The organism is Vreelandella andesensis (assembly GCF_003989795.1).
Classification (GTDB): Bacteria; Pseudomonadota; Gammaproteobacteria; order Pseudomonadales; family Halomonadaceae; genus Vreelandella; species Vreelandella andesensis.
On the sequence record NZ_RZHG01000025.1, the window covers coordinates 11,002 to 28,932 of the forward strand.

General features: G+C 52.1%; 14 protein-coding genes. 11 read left to right on the top strand and 3 right to left on the bottom strand.

The genetic code is table 11. The features are described from left to right. Positions 1-11: 11 nt before the first annotated feature. The 4 genes from coxB (at position 12) to ELY33_RS13810 (ending at position 6,188) form a co-directional block, all read left to right on the top strand. Positions 12-1,076, top strand: coding sequence for a cytochrome c oxidase subunit II (gene coxB / locus ELY33_RS13795; protein WP_126948490.1), 1,065 nt, complete (start codon positions 12-14; stop codon positions 1,074-1,076). Next, entirely contained in the window at positions 1,073-3,598 is a 2,526-nt protein-coding gene (gene ctaD / locus ELY33_RS13800; RefSeq protein WP_126948491.1) for a cytochrome c oxidase subunit I, read from the top strand. The genes coxB and ctaD overlap by 4 nt, the downstream gene beginning before the upstream one ends. Further along, positions 3,598-3,954 (top strand): hypothetical protein, encoded by a 357-nt coding sequence (locus ELY33_RS13805; protein WP_126948492.1) that lies wholly within the window; start codon positions 3,598-3,600, stop codon positions 3,952-3,954. Before ctaD ends, ELY33_RS13805 begins: the two co-directional genes overlap by 1 nt. Positions 3,955-4,049: 95 nt before the next feature. Beyond that, positions 4,050-6,188 carry a heavy metal translocating P-type ATPase gene (locus tag ELY33_RS13810; RefSeq protein ID WP_126948503.1) on the top strand — a complete coding sequence of 713 codons (2,139 nt, stop codon included), beginning with the start codon at positions 4,050-4,052 and terminating at the stop codon, positions 6,186-6,188. Between the two features lie 10 nt (positions 6,189-6,198). Here the strand turns inward: ELY33_RS13810 and ELY33_RS13815 are convergent, their stop codons facing one another. Next, a complete protein-coding gene (locus ELY33_RS13815; protein ID WP_126948493.1) occupies positions 6,199-6,495 on the bottom strand; it encodes a winged helix-turn-helix domain-containing protein in 297 nt (98 codons plus the stop codon). Positions 6,496-6,856: 361 nt separating this feature from the next. Beyond that, positions 6,857-8,308, bottom strand: a complete 1,452-nt coding sequence (locus ELY33_RS13820; RefSeq protein WP_126948494.1) for a uracil-xanthine permease family protein — start codon at positions 8,306-8,308, stop codon at positions 6,857-6,859. A 439-nt stretch (positions 8,309-8,747) separates the two neighbouring features. On the opposite strand from ELY33_RS13820, the gene uraH reads away from it, so the two are divergent. The 7 genes from uraH to ELY33_RS13860 all read left to right on the top strand — a co-directional run bounded on the left by uraH (position 8,748) and on the right by ELY33_RS13860 (position 16,940). Further along, positions 8,748-9,125 carry a hydroxyisourate hydrolase gene (gene uraH / locus ELY33_RS13825; RefSeq protein ID WP_126948495.1) on the top strand — a complete coding sequence of 126 codons (378 nt, stop codon included), beginning with the start codon at positions 8,748-8,750 and terminating at the stop codon, positions 9,123-9,125. A gap of 64 nt (positions 9,126-9,189) precedes the next feature. Beyond that, positions 9,190-10,389 carry a urate hydroxylase PuuD gene (locus tag ELY33_RS13830; RefSeq protein ID WP_126948496.1) on the top strand — a complete coding sequence of 400 codons (1,200 nt, stop codon included), beginning with the start codon at positions 9,190-9,192 and terminating at the stop codon, positions 10,387-10,389. Positions 10,390-11,109: 720 nt separating this feature from the next. Next, complete coding sequence (gene gcl, locus ELY33_RS13840; RefSeq protein ID WP_126948497.1) at positions 11,110-12,897, top strand: glyoxylate carboligase; 1,788 nt, start codon at positions 11,110-11,112, stop codon at positions 12,895-12,897. A gap of 68 nt (positions 12,898-12,965) precedes the next feature. Beyond that, on the top strand, positions 12,966-13,754 hold the full coding sequence (hyi, locus tag ELY33_RS13845; protein ID WP_126948498.1) for a hydroxypyruvate isomerase: 789 nt from the start codon (positions 12,966-12,968) through the stop codon (positions 13,752-13,754). After that, positions 13,754-14,638: a 2-hydroxy-3-oxopropionate reductase gene (locus ELY33_RS13850; protein ID WP_126948499.1), complete on the top strand. Its 885-nt coding sequence runs from the start codon at positions 13,754-13,756 to the stop codon at positions 14,636-14,638. The genes hyi and ELY33_RS13850 overlap by 1 nt, the downstream gene beginning before the upstream one ends. Positions 14,639-14,768: 130 nt before the next feature. Next, the gene (locus ELY33_RS13855; RefSeq protein WP_126948500.1) at positions 14,769-16,091 is read left to right on the top strand and encodes a glycerate kinase type-2 family protein; all 1,323 of its coding nucleotides are present in this window, start codon (positions 14,769-14,771) and stop codon (positions 16,089-16,091) included. Positions 16,092-16,205: 114 nt separating this feature from the next. Then, the gene (locus tag ELY33_RS13860; RefSeq protein WP_126948501.1) at positions 16,206-16,940 is read left to right on the top strand and encodes a GntR family transcriptional regulator; all 735 of its coding nucleotides are present in this window, start codon (positions 16,206-16,208) and stop codon (positions 16,938-16,940) included. A gap of 74 nt (positions 16,941-17,014) precedes the next feature. On the opposite strand, the gene ELY33_RS13865 is transcribed toward ELY33_RS13860, so the two are convergent. Then, positions 17,015-17,931: 2-oxo acid dehydrogenase subunit E2 (locus ELY33_RS13865; RefSeq protein ID WP_208644252.1), on the bottom strand; the 917-nt coding region annotated here is incomplete at its 5' end.

Below are 17,931 nucleotides of genomic sequence, written 5' to 3' on the forward strand. Positions count from 1 at the left end.
GGAAACCGCTAATGAGGGAATGTAATCGCACCACGCCTATCATCGGTTCACATTTAGCGCCGCAATGGGCCAGTCAATCAGCTTGCTTGCTTGGGACTGTCTTGCTGGTGAGTTTAGCGGGCTGTGCAGGCGATAAGTCTATCTTAGACCCTGCAGGGCCTGCTGCGCGAGATGTGCGCCTAATTTGGTGGGTAATGCTCGTGTTTGCCACCCTTGTACTGATCGGGGTGACGGTGCTTTGGCTTTACGCCTTTAAACCAAGAAATGTGGTTCGTACGCCTGCTCAGGAACGCCGCATTGCTCGTCGCTGGATTATCGGTGGCGGCATTATGCTGCCAGTGGCCAGCATTATTACACTGCTGATGTTTGGTGTGTCTGCAGGGCAGCGCATGCTGCCGCTCCCACTTGGCGAGCCACCGGAGGTAATTGAGGTGATTGGCCATCAATGGTGGTGGGAAGTGCGCTATCCCGGTGCGCAAGGTGGTGAGGTCATTACCGCAAATCAATTGGTTATGCCAGCGGGTGAACCCGTTGATTTTCACGTCAGCAGTGCCGATGTGATACATGCGTTTTGGGTGCCTCGGCTAGGAGGGAAAATAGATATGCTTCCTGGCCGCGTAAATAAAATCCGTTTAGAAGCGGATGAGCCGGCGGTTTTTGGTGCTCAGTGTGCCGAGCTTTGCGGTGTAGGCCACGCCCATATGCAGTTGCATGTTGAGGCCGTGCCGCGCAGAGAGTTCGACGCATGGTTAACTGCAAGACAAGAAGTGGTGCTTCGCGAACTCGCCGTTGCCGATGCTACCCACGACGGCGCGCGTGATGCCTTTAAGACGCATTGCGCTAGTTGCCATCAGATCGCCGGGGTTAGCCAAGGAGGCATTGGTCCAACGCTTTCCGATGTGGGTGGACGCGCGATGCTGGGAGCGGGGGTGATTGCCATGGAAGAGGGGGCGGTTAGCCGCTGGCTGCAGCACCACCAAACGCTGAAGCCCAGCAATAAAATGCCTGACCACGGTGACGTTGAAACAGACACCTTGGATGCCCTGGGTGCTTGGCTGGAGGCCTTGTCCCCATGAAGAGCGTGAATCAAGAAGCCATTGAACATGATCCGCAGCAGCTGCATAACGACCTGCACGCCATTTGGTGTAACCCCAAGGGGTTGAGATCTTTAACGATCGTCAACCACACTACTCTTGGCCTGCGCTTTATGGTCACGGGGATGGTGTTTTTTCTGATTGGCGGCATTTTGGCCATGCTGGTGCGAACTCAGCTGGCGATGCCAGACCAAAACTTCATGTCGCCAGAGATCTATAATCAGGTTACCACCATGCATGGCACGGTGATGATGTTTCTGTTCGCCATCCCAATGCTGGAAGGGCTGGCGATTTACCTGATTCCCAAAATGATTGGTGCCCGCGATCTGGTGTGTCCTCGGTTAACCTCACTCGGCTATTTCTGTTATTTGTTTGGCGGAATTATCCTTACTTCCAGCCTGATTATTGAAATGGCACCTTCCAGCGGTTGGTTTATGTACACCCCGCTAAGTAGTAAAGAATTTGCTCCCGATTTAGGCTCGGATTTTTGGCTACTGGGGATTACTTTCGTGGAAATCTCTGCGGTGTCCGCGGGGGTAGAGTTGGTGGTTTCGATTTTGCGTACCCGCACCCAGGGGATGGCGCTTCATAAAATGCCGCTGTTCGCATGGTATATCCTGGCCATGGCCCTGATGATCGTAGTGGGGTTTCCTCCGTTGATTCTGGGTAGCATATTGCTGGAGCTTGAGCGCGCGGTTGGTATGCCATTTTTCCAGATTGCGGGCGGTGGCGACCCTTTATTATGGCAGCATCTTTTTTGGCTGTTTGGCCACCCCGAGGTGTACATCATCTTTCTGCCAGCGGCAGGCATTGTTTCCACGCTAATTCCCGTATTTGCCGGGCGGCCCATTGTTGGTTATGGCTGGGTCGTTTTCGCGATTATCGTGACGGGGTTCATTAGTTTTGGGCTCTGGGTACACCATATGTTTACGGTGGGTATACCGCAGCTCGCTCAGGCATTTTTCTCAGCGGCCAGCATGCTGGTAGCGGTGCCGACAGCGATTCAAGTGTTTGTTTGGTTGGCTACCTTATGGCTGGGCAAACCTAAAATGAAACTGCCCATGCTTTGGGTGATGGGCTTTTTGATTATTTTTGTCTGCGGTGGCTTAACGGGGGTGATGCTGGCACTGGTACCGTTTAACTGGCAGGTACACGATACCCACTTTGTAGTGGCTCACATGCACTATGTACTGGTCGGTGGCATGTTTTTCCCACTGATTGCCGGGCTTTACTACTGGTTGCCGCTATTTTCAGGGCGTATGCCGTCTGAAAACCTGGGCCGGTGGGGCTTCTGGCTAACATTTTTAGGTTTTAACGGTACTTTTTTGATCATGCATTGGACGGGCCTTTTAGGTATGCCCAGGCGCGTCTATACCTACGAAGCCGGTTCGGGCTGGGAGATTTATAACTTGTTCTCATCGGTCAGTAGCTTTGTGTTGTCGGCAGGTATTGCCATGGTGTTGCTCGATATTGCGCTGCACTTTCGCTACGGCAAACCAGCCAAACACAATCCCTGGAATGCCGATACCCTGGAGTGGGCTAACACGATGCCTCCAAGCGCTTATAATTTTGTCAGCCTGCCTAATGTGGGAAGCCGCCATCCACTGTGGGATGACCCCAATTTGCCGCATACCATGAAGGAAGGTAAGCACGGCTTGGCGGTGGCTACTCACGGAAGGCGTGAGATGTATGGTACTGACCCCATCACTGGCAAAATTCGTGAAATTATTCACCTACCTGGTAATTCCTGGTGGCCGCTGTTTGCGGCGGCGGCGTTGGCGGTCGTGTGTCTGAGTTTGCTTACTGAGGTGTACGCCTTGGCAGGTGTGTTTGTCATTATTGCCGGTGTCTTTCTGCTGCGCTGGTCATGGGAGAACGGCGCGCATCCTAGCGCCGCACCAAATGCCGATGTAGCGACAGGAGACCCGCCGCTCCATTCGCGCACAATGGATGGCCCCGGGTTGTGGGCCATGGCCGTTTTCCTAATTGCTAATGGTTCGTTCTTTCTTTCCTACTTGTTTGGTTGGTTCTACCTCTGGACGGTGTCACCCGAGTGGCGAATGCCCGACATTCCGCCGCTTTCTTTACTGGTGATGGTGTTGGCAGGTCTAGCCTTACTGGCTGGCAGTACAGTGATAGAGAAACTGTTGCGTGGACTACGCGAGCAACGCGATGGTCGTTTGGCAGCAGGACTCTATTTAGCAGGTGGTTTAGGCACTATCCAGGCGGTGTTAACAGGTTGGGCTCTTTTTAGTGCCGAGCTTTCACCTACCCAAACGACCCATGATGCAGTGATGCTGGTAGGGCTTTTTTACGCGCTTTTTCATGGGGGCTTAGCCGTTATCTTAACGGTGCTACAAGCCCTTCGCGTTGGCTATGGTTACGTGGGGGCACATGCGCCGTTTGAGCCCGCCGTAGTGGCGTTATTGTGGCGCTATAACGTGATCACGTTCTGGTTATTGATAGGGGCGTTGGCGGTGCTACCTCGCGTGATAGGAGGGTAATGGCGATGTTGTTGGCACGATTTCAATTTACTCACCCTATTCACTTAGTTGTCGGGCTAATGCTGTGGAGTCTATGGTTTGTGGGCGTTTACAGCGGGCTTTCAGTAGCCTGTGCTGTGGCACCACCGCCGCCGGAAGCGGGGGCGTTTACAGGTCTTAATGCTGCCCTTGGTGGTGTTAGCCTCATCACCGCTGTGGGGTTTGCGGTACTTGCTTGGGGTGGTGGCCAAGCGGCAAAACAGCATCAAGGACGACAGCGTTTTCATGCCACTGTCTCGGCGTGGCTGTATTTGTTTTCTGCCTTTGGCGTGGTATTTGCCGGCATGCCGATTATTAGCGTGCCGCCTTGCCTATAAATCAGAAAGGCCATGGCAGCGCTTTGTTGGAGGGCGATGAAACAGCTATCCGTGCTACACCTGCTGATAATACGCCTCTCTACACCCTGCATGGTATGTGGTGCACTAGCTGCGCACTGGCAATAGAAGGTGTGCTGACACGCCTTCCTGGAGTCGTGGATGCTAGCGTTCATTACCCTACTGCGACAGTGTGGGTGAAGGGGGCACCCAACGCGGTTGAGCTTACGGCGCTGGCGCCGGTCGTTAAGCGGCTTGGCTATCGGTTAAGCGAATTAGAAGCCGTTGAGAATGCCCATGAACGCCTTGAACTAGAGAGCCGCTACCTCACCTTGCGATTATTGGTAGGCGCTGTGTTCGGTATGTGGACCATGTTGGCATCGTTGCTTATTTACGTGGGAGCACTACCGAACGCATCAATAGAGCAAGTGGTGGCGTGGATCTCGGGTGCCTTTTCGATGCCTGTGGTGCTGTATTCAGGCCTGCCATTTTATCGTGCGGGATGGCGCACGTTACTTGCCAAGCGCCCAGGGATGGATGTGCTGGTTAGCCTTGGCGTCATTAGCGCGGTAATCGTGTCGATTGGTCTGTTGTGGCGCGGTTCGGCAGAGGTATATTTCGATACAGCCGTCATGCTGATTGTGCTGTTACTGGCTGGGCGGCTGGTAGAAACGCTGTGCCGCCATCGTGGGCTGAAAGCGCTAGATGCACTGGCGTTGCCAAACGTGATGATAAGCGCTTGGCAAAAGGGTGTCTGGGTTTTACTCCCCGTTAATGAAGTGGCCGAGGGTATGCGCATTAAGCTAACGCCGGGCGAGTTAGTGGCGTTGGATGGCATTCTTGACGCTCCAGGCTGGATCGACACCGCGTCGCTGACTGGGGAAAGCCTGCCACGCCACTTCAATGCAGGGCAGAAGGTGTACGCTGGCTATCGCTACCTAGGCGCAACGCCTCTGGTAATGCAGGTCACCGCCGAGGTTGGTAAACGCCGATTGGACCGACTGCGTGATGAAATGCGTCGCTATCAGGCTCAAAAAGGTGAGCTGCAGAAACTAGCTGATCGTTTTGCCGCTTGGTTAAGCCCGTTAGCACTATTGCTCTCGTTAGTCACGTTGTTCGGGGCGCTGCTATTTGGAGTGGGCTGGGAGAATGCGTTGGTGCGGGCTCTCTCAGTACTTGTGGTGGCATGCCCCTGCGCCGTTGGGCTGGCAGTGCCGTTGGCGAGTCTTGCGGGTAGCGGTCAGGCTATGCAGCAAGGTATCGTACTGCGCGACCCTGCCGCCCTCGAAACCTTAGCGCGCATTCGTTCAGTGGTGCTGGATAAAACCGGTACCTTAACGACGGGCAGCCACGCGGTACTTCACTGGCAAGCACGGGATGGCATTGATGAAAACACGTTACAGCACAAGCTAACAAGTGCCGTTTCTGGAAGCGAACATCCGTTGGCACAAGCATTGGCGCGTTGGTCAGGCGGCCAAGATCAACAGCGTTCACCGCTAAAGATTGGCGTTGAAGAGTTCCCTGGGGAAGGGCGACGAGTGCGGCTCACGAGCGGCGAATGGCTAATGGTGGGAAGCGCTAGTTGGCTGTCTCGCCAGCATATTATCGTTCCTTCCCAGGCGGAAGATGCCGCGCTGTCGTTTGCTTCTCAGGTCATGTTGGCAGATGAATCTGGCTGGCTGGCGACGCTTTACCTTACCGATCAGCCCGTAGACGATGCAGAACCAAGCGTGAAACACCTGCTAGCGTCAGGTTATCTGGTCGCGATGATCAGCGGTGATCGACAGGGTGCGGTGAGCTGGCTAGGCGAGCGTGTTGGGCTTCCCCGCGAAGCTTGTTATGCCCAGCGCTCGCCAGAAGCTAAAGCACGGCTCTTGCAGGCGCTGCCATCACCAACGCTGTTTGTGGGAGATGGCCTAAATGATACGTTAAGCTTAGCGGCGGCAGATGTTGGCATTGCCCCACTGAGTGCCAGCGAGCCTGCCCGCGAGGGAGCATCCGCCCAACTAATGACGCCAGGGATAAGCGGGGTAGTAAAACTGCTCAGCATTGCAAAGCGCACGCGGCGCATTATGGGGCAAAATCTATTCTTCTCGGCGCTCTACAACACCCTGGCACTCGGCGTGGTGGTGATCATGGCCATACCACCGTTGATAGCAGTAATCGCCATGGCGATAAGCTCACTCAGTGTGACGCTTAACACGGCGCGATTAGCATGGTCAGAATTGGATCAATAAGTCAGGTTTTCTAAGTGTAACCAAGAGAGCGCTTTAACCGATCCGCATGAGTTGAGACCCAGCGAGGATCTATCGCACCCCAGTCACGTATCTGATAGTGGCCGATATTATGGCGTTCGCCTTCGCTTTTCTGGAACACACACTCGATGTCCAGCTCCGCAAGCGAGGTGATAGTGTCTTGCGCTGTACGGCGTGGCATTCCGGTCGCCTCGATTAACGCAGGTACGCTTGCTACGCCTTGCTCAATTAAATGGGCGACATACAGGCGACGGTAAAAGCTTAATTTGGTTTTGCTTAACGTCGTCATTGGGTTTCCTTTTGCGGGTAGCTGCTGCATCAAGAGACCTAGCTTAAATGAATAAACCCCCTTGCGCTCTGTGTGGTCGAAAATCACGGGTATTTATGCGTCAACTGTCGTTCGGTCAAGGTCCTGGTTGCCTAGTACAATTTCTTGTGTATCAGCTAAGCTCTTCTCACTGCTATGGCGCACGGTTGCTATTGCCTCTAACGGCATGCTGAAAGTATTCGGTTTTAGCGGTGCATCTGTCACTCCATTAATATCGTTACGGTATGCTGCAATGAAAAAATAGAACTGCCGGTCTGGCGGCAGTTCTAAAGCAACAGCTATGGTTTATTAAATGATGTTTTTTTTGCTAATTAATACGTCATTAGTCAGCATGAATACTGCGTTGTCTAAGGTTATCACCTTGGCTTTTGGATTCCTCAGTATCTTTGTCTTCGTTAGCAATTTTCTCCCTTTCCATAGCCTCATCTGAAAGGGACTTTTTAGGTAATAGGATATTCAGGGTGAAAGCCGTAATGGCGGCGACGACGATGGGCGCACCGCCAATAAGGTCTCTTAATACTGCAGGAAACTGCTCAATGGCTGCTGGCTCAGCAGCGATACCTAAGCTTAGTGCCAGGGAAAGCCCGACGATTGTCATATTGCGCGCAGACATCTCATCTTTAACCAGCAACTGAATACCGGTCATCGTGATCATGCCAAACACAGTAATCGTTGCGCCACCCAAAACGGGGTAAGGGATTGTTGTGATCATCGCGCCGAATTTCGGACTAAGACCTGCCAGAATCATAAAGATGCCCGCTAGTGCCAGTACATAACGGCTAATGACTTTGGTCATTGCAACAATGCCCACATTCTGGCTGAACGTGGACGTGGGTAAGGCACCAAAAAACGAGCTGATAGTCGTCGTCAAGCCATTACCAAGCAGGCCACCGGTGAGCTCTTTTGTTTTTAGCTCACGGTTCATGCCGCCAACGGTCGTGGCCGATAAATCACCAATGGTCTGAACAGAGTTGATAACACAGATCACCACCATTGAAGCGATGGCGGCTGTGTGAAACTCCATTTCAAAGGGCATTACTTTAGGAATGGCAATCCAAGATGCATTAGCGACGTTGTCGAAACTGACGATGCCCAGGGCTAGAGAAAGTAAATAGCCCACGACAATGCCTACAATAATGGCAGAGAGCTTAATCACCCCCTTACCAAATTGAGCAGCCATTAAAACCGTGAGTAGCGTAACAACGGCAACTATCCAGTTAATTGGATCGCCGAAATTAGCAGCATTGACGTTTCCACTACCCGCCATATAGCGGATTGCGATGTCGTATAGCGATAAACCGATGACCAATACCACGGTGCCCGCCACAACAGGTGGAAATAGATGCCGGATATATTGAATGAAATAGCCCACCACAACCATGGTCATACCGCCAATTAACTGGGCACCAAGAATCCCTTCAATCCCGTACTGAGCGCCAACCGCCACAAGCGTCGGTACGTAGGCAAAGCCGACACCAAAAATGGCAGGTAAGCGCGCACCAAATTTCCATGCGCCATATAGGTGGAACACGGTGCAGACACCTGACGCCAGCACCGCTATCTGAATAAGCAGAAGCTTTTCTTCTACGCTCGCACCCACCACCCCGGCCACAATAATAGGCGGTGTTATCACGCCAGCAATCATCGCTAGCAGGTGTTGAAGAGACAGCGGTAGCACCTTTAAAAATTTAGGTTTTCCATAGAAATCAAAGAGGGAGGTGTTCTTCCCATCTATTCGCGCTCGTTCTTCCGACGAGGCTATTGCGTCACTCATGAGACTCTCCTTTGTTATTGTATTCAATGATTGAAAATTATTGTTCATTATTAAGGTTCTTACTGTACACAAAAAAACTTGTGAAAATAAATAATTTTGCCCTATTTATGCTTATCTCTTTGGCTAATACCGCTTTTCAACACGATAAATAGCGTGAATAAAAGCTCGAGCATGCCAAGCCTGTTCGTCGTTTGGAAAAAGAGGCCTGGTCAGTTGGTGTGGCGCCCAAGCTAGAGGGCTAGATGGTGAAAAAAGAGCTGCTTGGGAAAATGTATACAAAAATACTTTGAAATGTATATATATTTTATATAAAAATGTCGTCATTAGATTTGGGTTGTGTATTTTCAGACCTGCTTGTTAACGCCTTTCTGTTAGCAGGAACATATGGAAAAGACACAGCAACAGCAGTAGTTACACAGAGAAAGTATAGGAGAAACCAATGGGTTACGTGACGACTCATGTTTTAGATACTGCCCACGGCTGCCCAGGTGAGGGCGTCAAAATCGATCTATATCGTGTTCTTAATGGCGAACGCAGATTTCTTAAAACGATAATCACCAACGATGACGGCCGCTGCGACCACCCCTTGTTAGAGGGCGCTGAATTACAAGAAGGGGAGTATGAATTGGAATTTTATGCAGGAGATTACTTCGCAAGCTGTGGTGGCCGGGTTGGGAAAGGCAGGGTAGTCAATGATAGTGAGCCTGCCTTCTTAAACGTGATACCGCTTCGCTTCGGGGTCAATGACGCCACGCAGCACTATCACGTGCCTTTACTGGTATCACCCTACGCTTACTCGACGTACCGCGGCAGCTAAATAATCCCTGATAAAAAACTAACGCTGCCGACTAACAACAAACAAACGAGGCGAGAAAGCCAATATGCTGTCCTATCTTATTGAATTTTCGAATTTTATGCTTCGCTGGCTACACGTTATTGCCGCGATCGCCTGGATTGGCGAGTCCATTTACTTTGTCATGCTAGATAACGGCTTAAAAACCCCTAAAGATGAAAACTGCCGCAAAAAAGGGGTGTTTGGTGAAATGTGGGCGGTGCATGGCGGCGGCTTTTATCATAATCAGAAATATGCCACCAGCCCGGAAAAGCTGCCTGATGATCTCCACTGGTCTTTCTGGAAGGCATATACCACCTGGCTGTCTGGCTTTGCCTTATTCATCATCCTATATATGGTGAACCCTGATTTCTATTTGGTTAATCCCAACAGTAACTGGGAGTGGGCCGCCCATATGACAGGCTGGCAGGCCAATGTGTTGGCGCTGACTTTCTTGTTATTGGGCTGGGTGGTTTACAACGAAATGTGTAAGCGCATCAGCCCTAACATGGAGCGCGACGGCCTACTAAGTATTGGTGTTGCGATCATGATGGTGGTGGTGGCGTATCTGAGCACTCAGATGTTCTCAGGGCGTGCCGCATTTCTATTAACCGGCGCTGTTATGGCAACAGCGATGTCGGCCAACGTGTTCTTTTGGATTATCCCTGGGCAGCGCCGTATTGTTAAGGCGATGAAAGCAGGTGAAACGCCGAATCCGTTAGATGGCAAACGTGGTAAGCAGCGCTCGGTACACAACACGTACTTTACGCTTCCTGTCGTCTTATTAATGATTAGCAATCATTACTCTTTCGCCTACTCACATGCCTATGCCTGGGTGATCATGGCGCTGCTGATTTTTGCGGGTGCGTTAATTCGTCAGTACTTCGTGTTGATGCATGCGGGGAAAATACAGCCTGGTTATCCTGTGGCAGGTGTTCTCTTGATTATGGTGGCGTTCTGGATAGGGATGCCGAGCACTCAACAGGCTAATTCCGCGACAGAAAGTGGGCCAGATATTGCTGATGTGCAAACGGTCATTGAACAGCGCTGTGTTGCATGCCATGCCCAGTCGCCAACGCAGCCCGGTTTCTCTGCACCTCCCGCTGGCTTTGCCTACGATAACCTTAATCAAATTTTGCATCACAAAGAGAGCATTCAACAGGTGGTCGCCAGTGGATACATGCCTCTTGGAAATATGACCAACATGACAGACGAAGAGCGTGCATTGATTGAAGCGTGGTCCGAGTAACAAGCTCGCTCGTTGCAACGACAGCAGCTAGCACTTTTTAGTGCTAGCGCTTTACTCGCACACTAGCGGTGATAGCGGCTGTTTTTGCTGAGTTTCTCAACGCATGTTTATTACTGCATACCCATTAGTATTAGCCGCCGACGTGTTGGCTGGTCTGGGCAGACCTTTCTAAAAAGGCGTTTGAATCTCTCTATAACCACGACGGAGTAGTGGAGGGCGTCGTCAGCATCATGGTGCCTGTTCATGAGTTTGCCGAGGAAGAGCGAGCCGAGCTGCAAGCTCAGGTGGCAAAGGCTGCGAGAACCATATCTAGCATGTTAGGGCATGGTTAAGATCTTGGAGCGAACATCGATGACCAGGGGTAGCAGGCGGCAATAGCAATCTGTGCGCTGAGTTAGCTCTGCAACGTTTTCTTCCCTATAAGGGCTGGATGTAAATACGCCGGCCCGTTTGGTATGCCTGTCTGCAACATAACTAGTACCAACTAGCCTCTCATCAGTACCGCTATTGCTTCTGCTATCCGTACTGATATTCAAAAATATATGTTTGCTAAAAAATTGTTTTTAAATGATTTTTTGTGTGTCTGGTGTTTTTTATAGAAATATTTTCTATTAATTATTGACAGTCTTTGCCGGGGCGCATACTTTGAATATTGTCTCGTATACAAAACTAAATACAAAAAGAATACTAAATGTATTCAATCTTCGAGGAGAAGTTGTGATGGCTAAAATGACAGCTGCAGAAGCCGCCATTCACGTTCTAAAAAAAGAAGGTGTTGATGTTGCCTTTGGTGTGCCAGGTGCTGCGATCAACCCTTTCTACGCTGCAATGCGCAAAGTAGGAGGCGTGGATCATGTGTTAGCACGCCACGTGGAAGGTGCCTCGCACATGGCGGAAGGGTATACCCGCACAACTGCGGGCAATATTGGTGTGTGTATCGGTACGTCTGGCCCAGCGGGCACGGACATGATCACGGGCCTGTATTCCGCAAGCGCGGATTCAATACCTATTTTATGTATTACTGGCCAAGCTCCGCGCGCCAAGATGCATAAAGAAGACTTCCAAGCCGTCGACATTCAAACGATTGCTGGCCCGGTAACCAAATGGTCCGTCACGGTGATGGAGCCTGCCCAGGTGCCGCGCGCGTTTCAGAAAGCCTTTCAGATGATGCGTTCTAGCCGCCCTGGGCCGGTATTGATCGATCTGCCTATCGATGTGCAGATGAGTGAAATCGACTTCGACCCGGACACTTACGAATCACTTCCGGCGTATAAGCCCTCAGCATCCCGTGCCCAAATTGAAAAAGCACTGACGATGCTTAACGAAGCGGATAAGCCACTGATTGTTGCTGGCGGTGGCATCATCAACGCCGATGCTGCCGAGCAGCTAGTTGAATTTGCTGAGCTAACCGGCGTGCCGGTGATCCCAACGTTGATGGGGTGGGGAACAATCCCTGATGACCACCCGCTGATGGCGGGCATGGTGGGGTTGCAAACGTCTCACCGTTACGGCAATGCGACCATGCTAGCTTCCGACTTCGTCATGGGGATTGGTAATCGTTGGGCCAACCGTCACACGGGTAATGTGGAAACCTATACAAAAGATAGAAAGTTTGTTCACGTTGATATCGAGCCAACCCAAATAGGCCGCATTTTCGGGCCTGACTACGGCATTGTGTCTGACGCAAAGCTTGCTCTAAACATGTTTATCGACGTTGCGCGTGAAATGAAGGCCAACGGGCAGCTTAAAAACCGCAGTGCCTGGGCACAAGAGTGTCAGGAGCGTAAACGCACGCTACTGCGCAAAACTCACTTCGATAATGTGCCGGTGAAACCCCAGCGTGTTTACGAAGAGATGAACAAGGTGTTTGGTAAAAATGCCCGCTATATCAGCACAATCGGCCTCTCCCAAATTGCCGGCGCTCAGTTCCTGCACGTGTACAAACCCCGGCACTGGATTAACTGTGGTCAAGCCGGGCCGCTAGGCTGGACAGTGCCAGCTGCACTGGGTGTTTGCCGCGCCGACCCTGACGCCGAAGTGGTTGCACTGTCTGGCGATTACGACTTCCAATTTATGGTGGAAGAGCTGGCGGTAGGGGCGCAGTTTAATTTGCCGTATATCCACGTTTTGGTGAACAACTCCTACCTAGGTTTGATTCGTCAGGCCCAGCGGGGTTTCGACATGGATTACTGCGTACAGCTCTCGTTCAAGAACATTAATTACACCGACGAGGAAGCGGAGCTCGCTGAATATGGCGTCGATCACGTATCGGTTGCTGAAGGGCTTGGTTGTAAAGCGTTGCGTGTCACTACGCCGGACGAGATCGCACCTGCGTTAGAGAAAGCGCGTGAGTTGATGCGCCAATACCGCGTGCCGGTCGTGGTGGAAATCATTCTAGAGCGCGTTACCAATATCTCGATGGGCACCGATCTTGATGGGGTTAATGAGTTCGAAGCGTTAGCTGAAAACCTTACCGATGCACCGAGCTCGATTGCCAGCCTGACGTAATGCACCGAGGTGCTTCCAGGCAAGTCGCTGAAGTCATTATTAAGACGATAAAACGCTAGGAGACCACCATGGCTAAGTTTGCCGCAAATCTCAGTATGCTGTTCACTGAAGTCGACTTTCTTGATCGCTTTGAAGCCGCCGCAAAGGCGGGCTTTCAAGGGGTTGAATATCTTTTTCCCTATGACTACGCGGCAACTGATATCAAACAGCGTTTGGACGCGAATCGGCTAACCCAAGTGCTGCACAATTTGCCTGCGGGCGACTGGGGAGCAGGCGAGCGAGGCATTGCCTGTCACCCAGATCGCGTAGATGAGTTTCGCGCTGGCGTGGATAAAGCGATCGACTATGCCACCGCGCTTGAATGCAAGCAGGTGAACTGCCTTGCTGGTATTCAGCCCGACGGTGTTAGCGATGCTGATGCTCACCGCACCTTGGTTGAAAACCTACGTTACGCGGCTGAAAAACTTAAAGCAGCGGGTATTTTGTTGCTTGCCGAGCCTATTAACACCCGTGACATTCCTGGCTTTTTTCTTAATCGCACCGAGCAGGCGTTGGCCCTTTTTGACGAAGTCGGCAGCGATAACTTGAAGCTGCAGTACGACATCTATCACATGCAAATCATGGAGGGCGATCTTGCGCCCACCATGGAAAAGCATTTTGCCCGCATTGCTCACGTGCAGTTGGCGGATAACCCAGGACGCCATGAGCCAGGTACAGGCGAGATCAACTACCCCTTCTTGTTTAACCACCTACAGCAGCTTGGCTATGACGGCTGGATCGGCTGCGAGTACAAGCCCAAGGCCACGACAGTCGAAGGTTTAGGTTGGTTTCGGAAAAACGCGAATGGAGAACAATGATGAGTAAAATCGGTTTTATTGGTTTAGGCATTATGGGCCGCCCTATGGCAGGTCACCTACTCGACGCTGGCCACACCTTGGTAACCGTTAAACGCGGCACCTTGGATGCCGCGCTTGCCGAAAAAGGCATGAGTGAAGTGGCTTCACCGAAAGCGGTCGCAGAAGCGTCTGACGTCATTATCACCATGGTGCCCGACACGCCCGATGTCGAAAGCGTTTTATTTGGTGAAGACGGCGTGATTGAAGGTCTGACCCCCGGCACCCTGGTAATCGATATGAGCTCGATTGCGCCGATGCAGACCCAGGCATTTGCCAAGCAGATTACCGATGCTGGCGGGGAGTTTGTTGATGCGCCGGTTTCCGGTGGTGAAGGTGGTGCGATCAACGCTGCCCTTACCATTATGGTAGGCGCAACAACGGAGGGGTTTGAGCGGGCCAAGCCTTACCTGGAGGTTGTTGGGAAGACGATTACCCACATTGGCGGCCATGGTGCCGGTCAGACCTGTAAAGTGGCCAATCAGATTGTCGTAGCGCTGACGATTGAAGCGGTGGCAGAAGGGCTACTGTTTGCCTCTAAAGCAGGCGCGGATGTCGCTAAAGTGCGTGAATCATTGATGGGCGGTTTAGCCCAATCAAAAATTCTGGATGTTCATGGCGAGCGAATGATCAAGCGCACCTTTGAGCCTGGGTTCCGCGTTCGCCTTCACCAGAAAGATCTTAACTTGGCGCTAGAGGGAGCCAGAACGCTAAACCTGTCACTGCCAGGCACGGCCAATGCACAACAGTTGTTCCAAGCGTGCGCCGCCAATGGCGGCGAGGATTGGGATCATGCAGGTATTGTGCGCGCCTTAGAAAAGCTGGCAGACCATGAGGTCGGCCAATAACGCGCTTTTTCCAGGCAGGCCAGCGTCTGTTGGCCTGCCATTGAGCTCCTTTCTGAGTCCATTTTCTGAGTCCATTTTCTGAGTCCATTTTCTGAGACTTTTTCCTTATCCCTGTCCGAGGAGTCTTTTGATGAATTCCTGTGTTCGCTTGGCGCCTTTTACCAGTGAAGAGGCGACCCGCCAGTGGCTGATTCAATTGGCCGAAACGGCTATTGCCGCTGTACATCCAGATAGCCTATTAAACGCTCAACTGCCTGAAAAACCGCCAGGGCGAACCGTCGTTGTGGGCGCGGGCAAGGCAGCCGCCGCGATGGCGCGCGCGTTAGAGTTAGCGTGGGAGAAGCGCGCCCGTGATGCAGGCGAAGAGGTCGACTTAACCGGCGTGGTGGTGACCCGTTACCAGCACGGTGCAGCATGCCGCTATATCGATGTGCTGGAAGCCTCCCATCCAATGCCTGATGCGCTGGGTGAACAAGCCGCTAAACGCATGCTTGAAGAAGTGAAAGACCTGGGTGAAGACGATCAAGTGATAGCGCTTATCTCCGGAGGCGGCTCCGCGTTAATGACACTGCCAGCAGACGGCATTTCGCTAGCAGACAAACAGGCACTCAATAAGGCGCTGCTTCGGTGTGGTGCACCGATCCGTGAAATTAATACCGTCAGACGCCATTTATCGGCGATTAAGGGCGGTCGGTTGGCCACTGCTGCGCACCCAGCGCAGGTAGTGACGCTGCTTATTTCGGATGTTCCTGGTGATGTCCCTTCATTAATTGCTTCTGGCCCGACGCTGCCGGATAACACCACGTCGTTAGATGCGTTGGAAATTTTACATCGTCATGACATTGATGTGCCTGAACAGGTGAGCCGCCACTTAATGGCTGATCACCGTGCACCACAAACCTGGAACCAAGGATTTGCGCGGGATAAATCGATCATCCTTGCTCGTGCGCGGGATGCATTAAAAGCTGCTCAACTTAGCGCAGAAGAAAGTGGCCTAGAGGTAAGAGTGTTAGGTGACGACCTGGAAGGCGAAGCAAGAGAGTTAGGCATTGCCCAAGGCCGTATGGCGTGCAAGTTGCAGTCTGAGATTACCCACCCGTTGCTGGTGCTGTCAGGTGGTGAAACCAGCGTCACCGTTCGTGGCAATGGTCGGGGAGGGCGCAACGTTGAGTACCTGCTGGGTCTTTTCGATACGCTGAAAGGGTGTGATGGCATTTATGCGATTGCCATTGATACCGATGGAATCGATGGCTCTGAAGATAACGCAGGCGCGTTAATTGGGCCTGAGTGCTGGCAACGGGCTAAGGCATTTCCGCTTTCTGCGCAGGATTATCTCGCTCGTAACGATGCCTACCGTTTCTTTGAGGCGTTGGGCAACCTAGTGGTAACAGGCCCAACCCGAACCAATGTCAACGATTTCCGAGCGATTCTTATTCTTCCCAACCCATCGTAAAGCAATCGTTATGCCGGTTTAAACTGACAATTCTCCAGATAAGGCGTGGTCCCGAGTGGTTGTTAAAGGGGTAAACATGATAAGTTTCAACGAGGTTCTTTAGAGAGTTAGGCCATGACCCTCGGCTGGCACAAGAAAAGTTTTACCAAAACCAAAGAAGGTCGCGTTAGCGATCAAGATATTGTTGAACACATCCGGTCTGCAGTGCTGATGCAGCGACTGGCACCGAATACAAAACTGCCTGAAGTCACCATCGGCGATGTATTTGGGGTCAGCCGTTCAGTGGTGCGTAAAGCGTTAACAAGGCTTGATGCTGAGCATGTGATCGACCAACGGCCGAATCAAGTTGCCCGCGTTAGGGCGCCTTCGATTGACGAAACGCGGGAAACGTTTTCCGCGCGTAGGTTGGTGGAAGGTGAGATTGTCTCACTGCTAGCGGGTAAGCTAGAAGCGGCGACTTACAAGGCATTAGAGAAACAGGTTGCCCTTGAAAAGCAGGCGTTTGAAAACAGTGACGAACCGTCACGCATTGAACACTCCCTCAATATTCACCATTTACTGGCTCAGCGCGCCCCTAATCGTATCTTGGGCGCGATGCTGACGGATCTCGTCTTGCGAACGTCGATTGTTATCGCTCTTTACAAACGTCCAGGTTTGTCTTCCTGTTACCTGGAAGGAGATCACGCGACCCTGCTTGCACACTTGGCGAGCGGAGATGCAGAGGCGGCTAAGCAGGCCTTATTTACCCACCTTAATAGCCTAGAATCGTTGTTGGTGCTGTCGTCTCAAGAGCCAGAAAACGACGATTTGATGACTATTTTGGGTGGTAAATCTGCCAAGGCGTCATAGTTATTAATCCTTCACATTAAGGCACAAAACAAGCGGCGCCCAATGGGCGCCGCTTGTGGCTTACTCAGAAGCGATTACAGCAGTAACCGCCGAATATCCGTCAGCAAATCAGCCAGGAAGGCCGTAAAGCGGGCGGCATCCGCACCGTTAATCGCACGGTGGTCGTAGGAGAGCGACAGCGGCATCATCAAACGCGGCTGGAAAGTACTGCCATCCCACACCGGTTTCATCTGCGCTTTCGACACCCCCAGGATCGCCACTTCTGGCGCGTTAACGATTGGCGTAAACGCCGTACCACCAATTGAGCCAAGGCTCGTAATGGTAAAGCAGCCACCGGTCATTTCATCACGCTTTAGCTTCTTGGTTTGCGCTTTTTTACCTAGCTCCGCCATCTCCTTAGCAATCTCAATCAAGGATTTTTTATCGGCGTTACGCACCACCGGCACCATCAAACCATCCGGCGTATCCACGGCAATCCCAATGTGCACATAGTTTTTCCACACCAGCGTTTCGCCGTCGCCCTTCAGGCTGACGTTGAACTGAGGGAACTTGCGCAGTGCAAAGGCGCAGGCCTTAACCATGAACGGCAATGGTGTCAGCTTGGCCCCTTGGGCTTCGACCTCGGCCTTCATAGCTTTGCGGAAGCTCTCAAGCTCGGTGATATCGGCTTCGTCAAACTGCGTCACGTGGGGCACGTTGAGCCAGCTACGATGCAGATTAGTTGCGCCCATTTTGAGCAGGCGGCCCATCGGCTTCTCTTCGATCTCACCAAACTGGCTGAAATCGACCTCTGGTATCGCAGGAATGCCCGCCCCCCCACTCGCCGCAGGGGCAGCCGCGGTTTGTGCTTTACCCTGGTTAGCAATGGCCTGCTTCACATAGGCTTGCACATCTTCTTTCAGCACACGGTCTTTCGGGCCGCTAGGCTTAACAAGGCCAAGGTCAACGCCAAGTTCACGAGCCAACATGCGTACCGCAGGGCCTGCATGTA

Bases quoted from the DNA above. Each gene is read 5' to 3' on its own strand.
- coxB (WP_126948490.1), top strand. From the start codon at position 12: ATGAGGGAATGTAATCGCACCACGCCTATCATCGGTTCACATTTAGCG.
- ctaD (WP_126948491.1), top strand. From the start codon at position 1,073: ATGAAGAGCGTGAATCAAGAAGCCATTGAACATGATCCGCAGCAGCTG.
- ELY33_RS13805 (WP_126948492.1), top strand. From the start codon at position 3,598: ATGGCGATGTTGTTGGCACGATTTCAATTTACTCACCCTATTCACTTA.
- ELY33_RS13810 (WP_126948503.1), top strand. From the start codon at position 4,050: ATGTGGTGCACTAGCTGCGCACTGGCAATAGAAGGTGTGCTGACACGC.
- ELY33_RS13815 (WP_126948493.1), bottom strand. From the start codon at position 6,495: ATGACGACGTTAAGCAAAACCAAATTAAGCTTTTACCGTCGCCTGTAT.
- ELY33_RS13820 (WP_126948494.1), bottom strand. From the start codon at position 8,308: ATGAGTGACGCAATAGCCTCGTCGGAAGAACGAGCGCGAATAGATGGG.
- uraH (WP_126948495.1), top strand. From the start codon at position 8,748: ATGGGTTACGTGACGACTCATGTTTTAGATACTGCCCACGGCTGCCCA.
- ELY33_RS13830 (WP_126948496.1), top strand. From the start codon at position 9,190: ATGCTGTCCTATCTTATTGAATTTTCGAATTTTATGCTTCGCTGGCTA.
- gcl (WP_126948497.1), top strand. From the start codon at position 11,110: ATGGCTAAAATGACAGCTGCAGAAGCCGCCATTCACGTTCTAAAAAAA.
- hyi (WP_126948498.1), top strand. From the start codon at position 12,966: ATGGCTAAGTTTGCCGCAAATCTCAGTATGCTGTTCACTGAAGTCGAC.
- ELY33_RS13850 (WP_126948499.1), top strand. From the start codon at position 13,754: ATGAGTAAAATCGGTTTTATTGGTTTAGGCATTATGGGCCGCCCTATG.
- ELY33_RS13855 (WP_126948500.1), top strand. From the start codon at position 14,769: ATGAATTCCTGTGTTCGCTTGGCGCCTTTTACCAGTGAAGAGGCGACC.
- ELY33_RS13860 (WP_126948501.1), top strand. From the start codon at position 16,206: ATGACCCTCGGCTGGCACAAGAAAAGTTTTACCAAAACCAAAGAAGGT.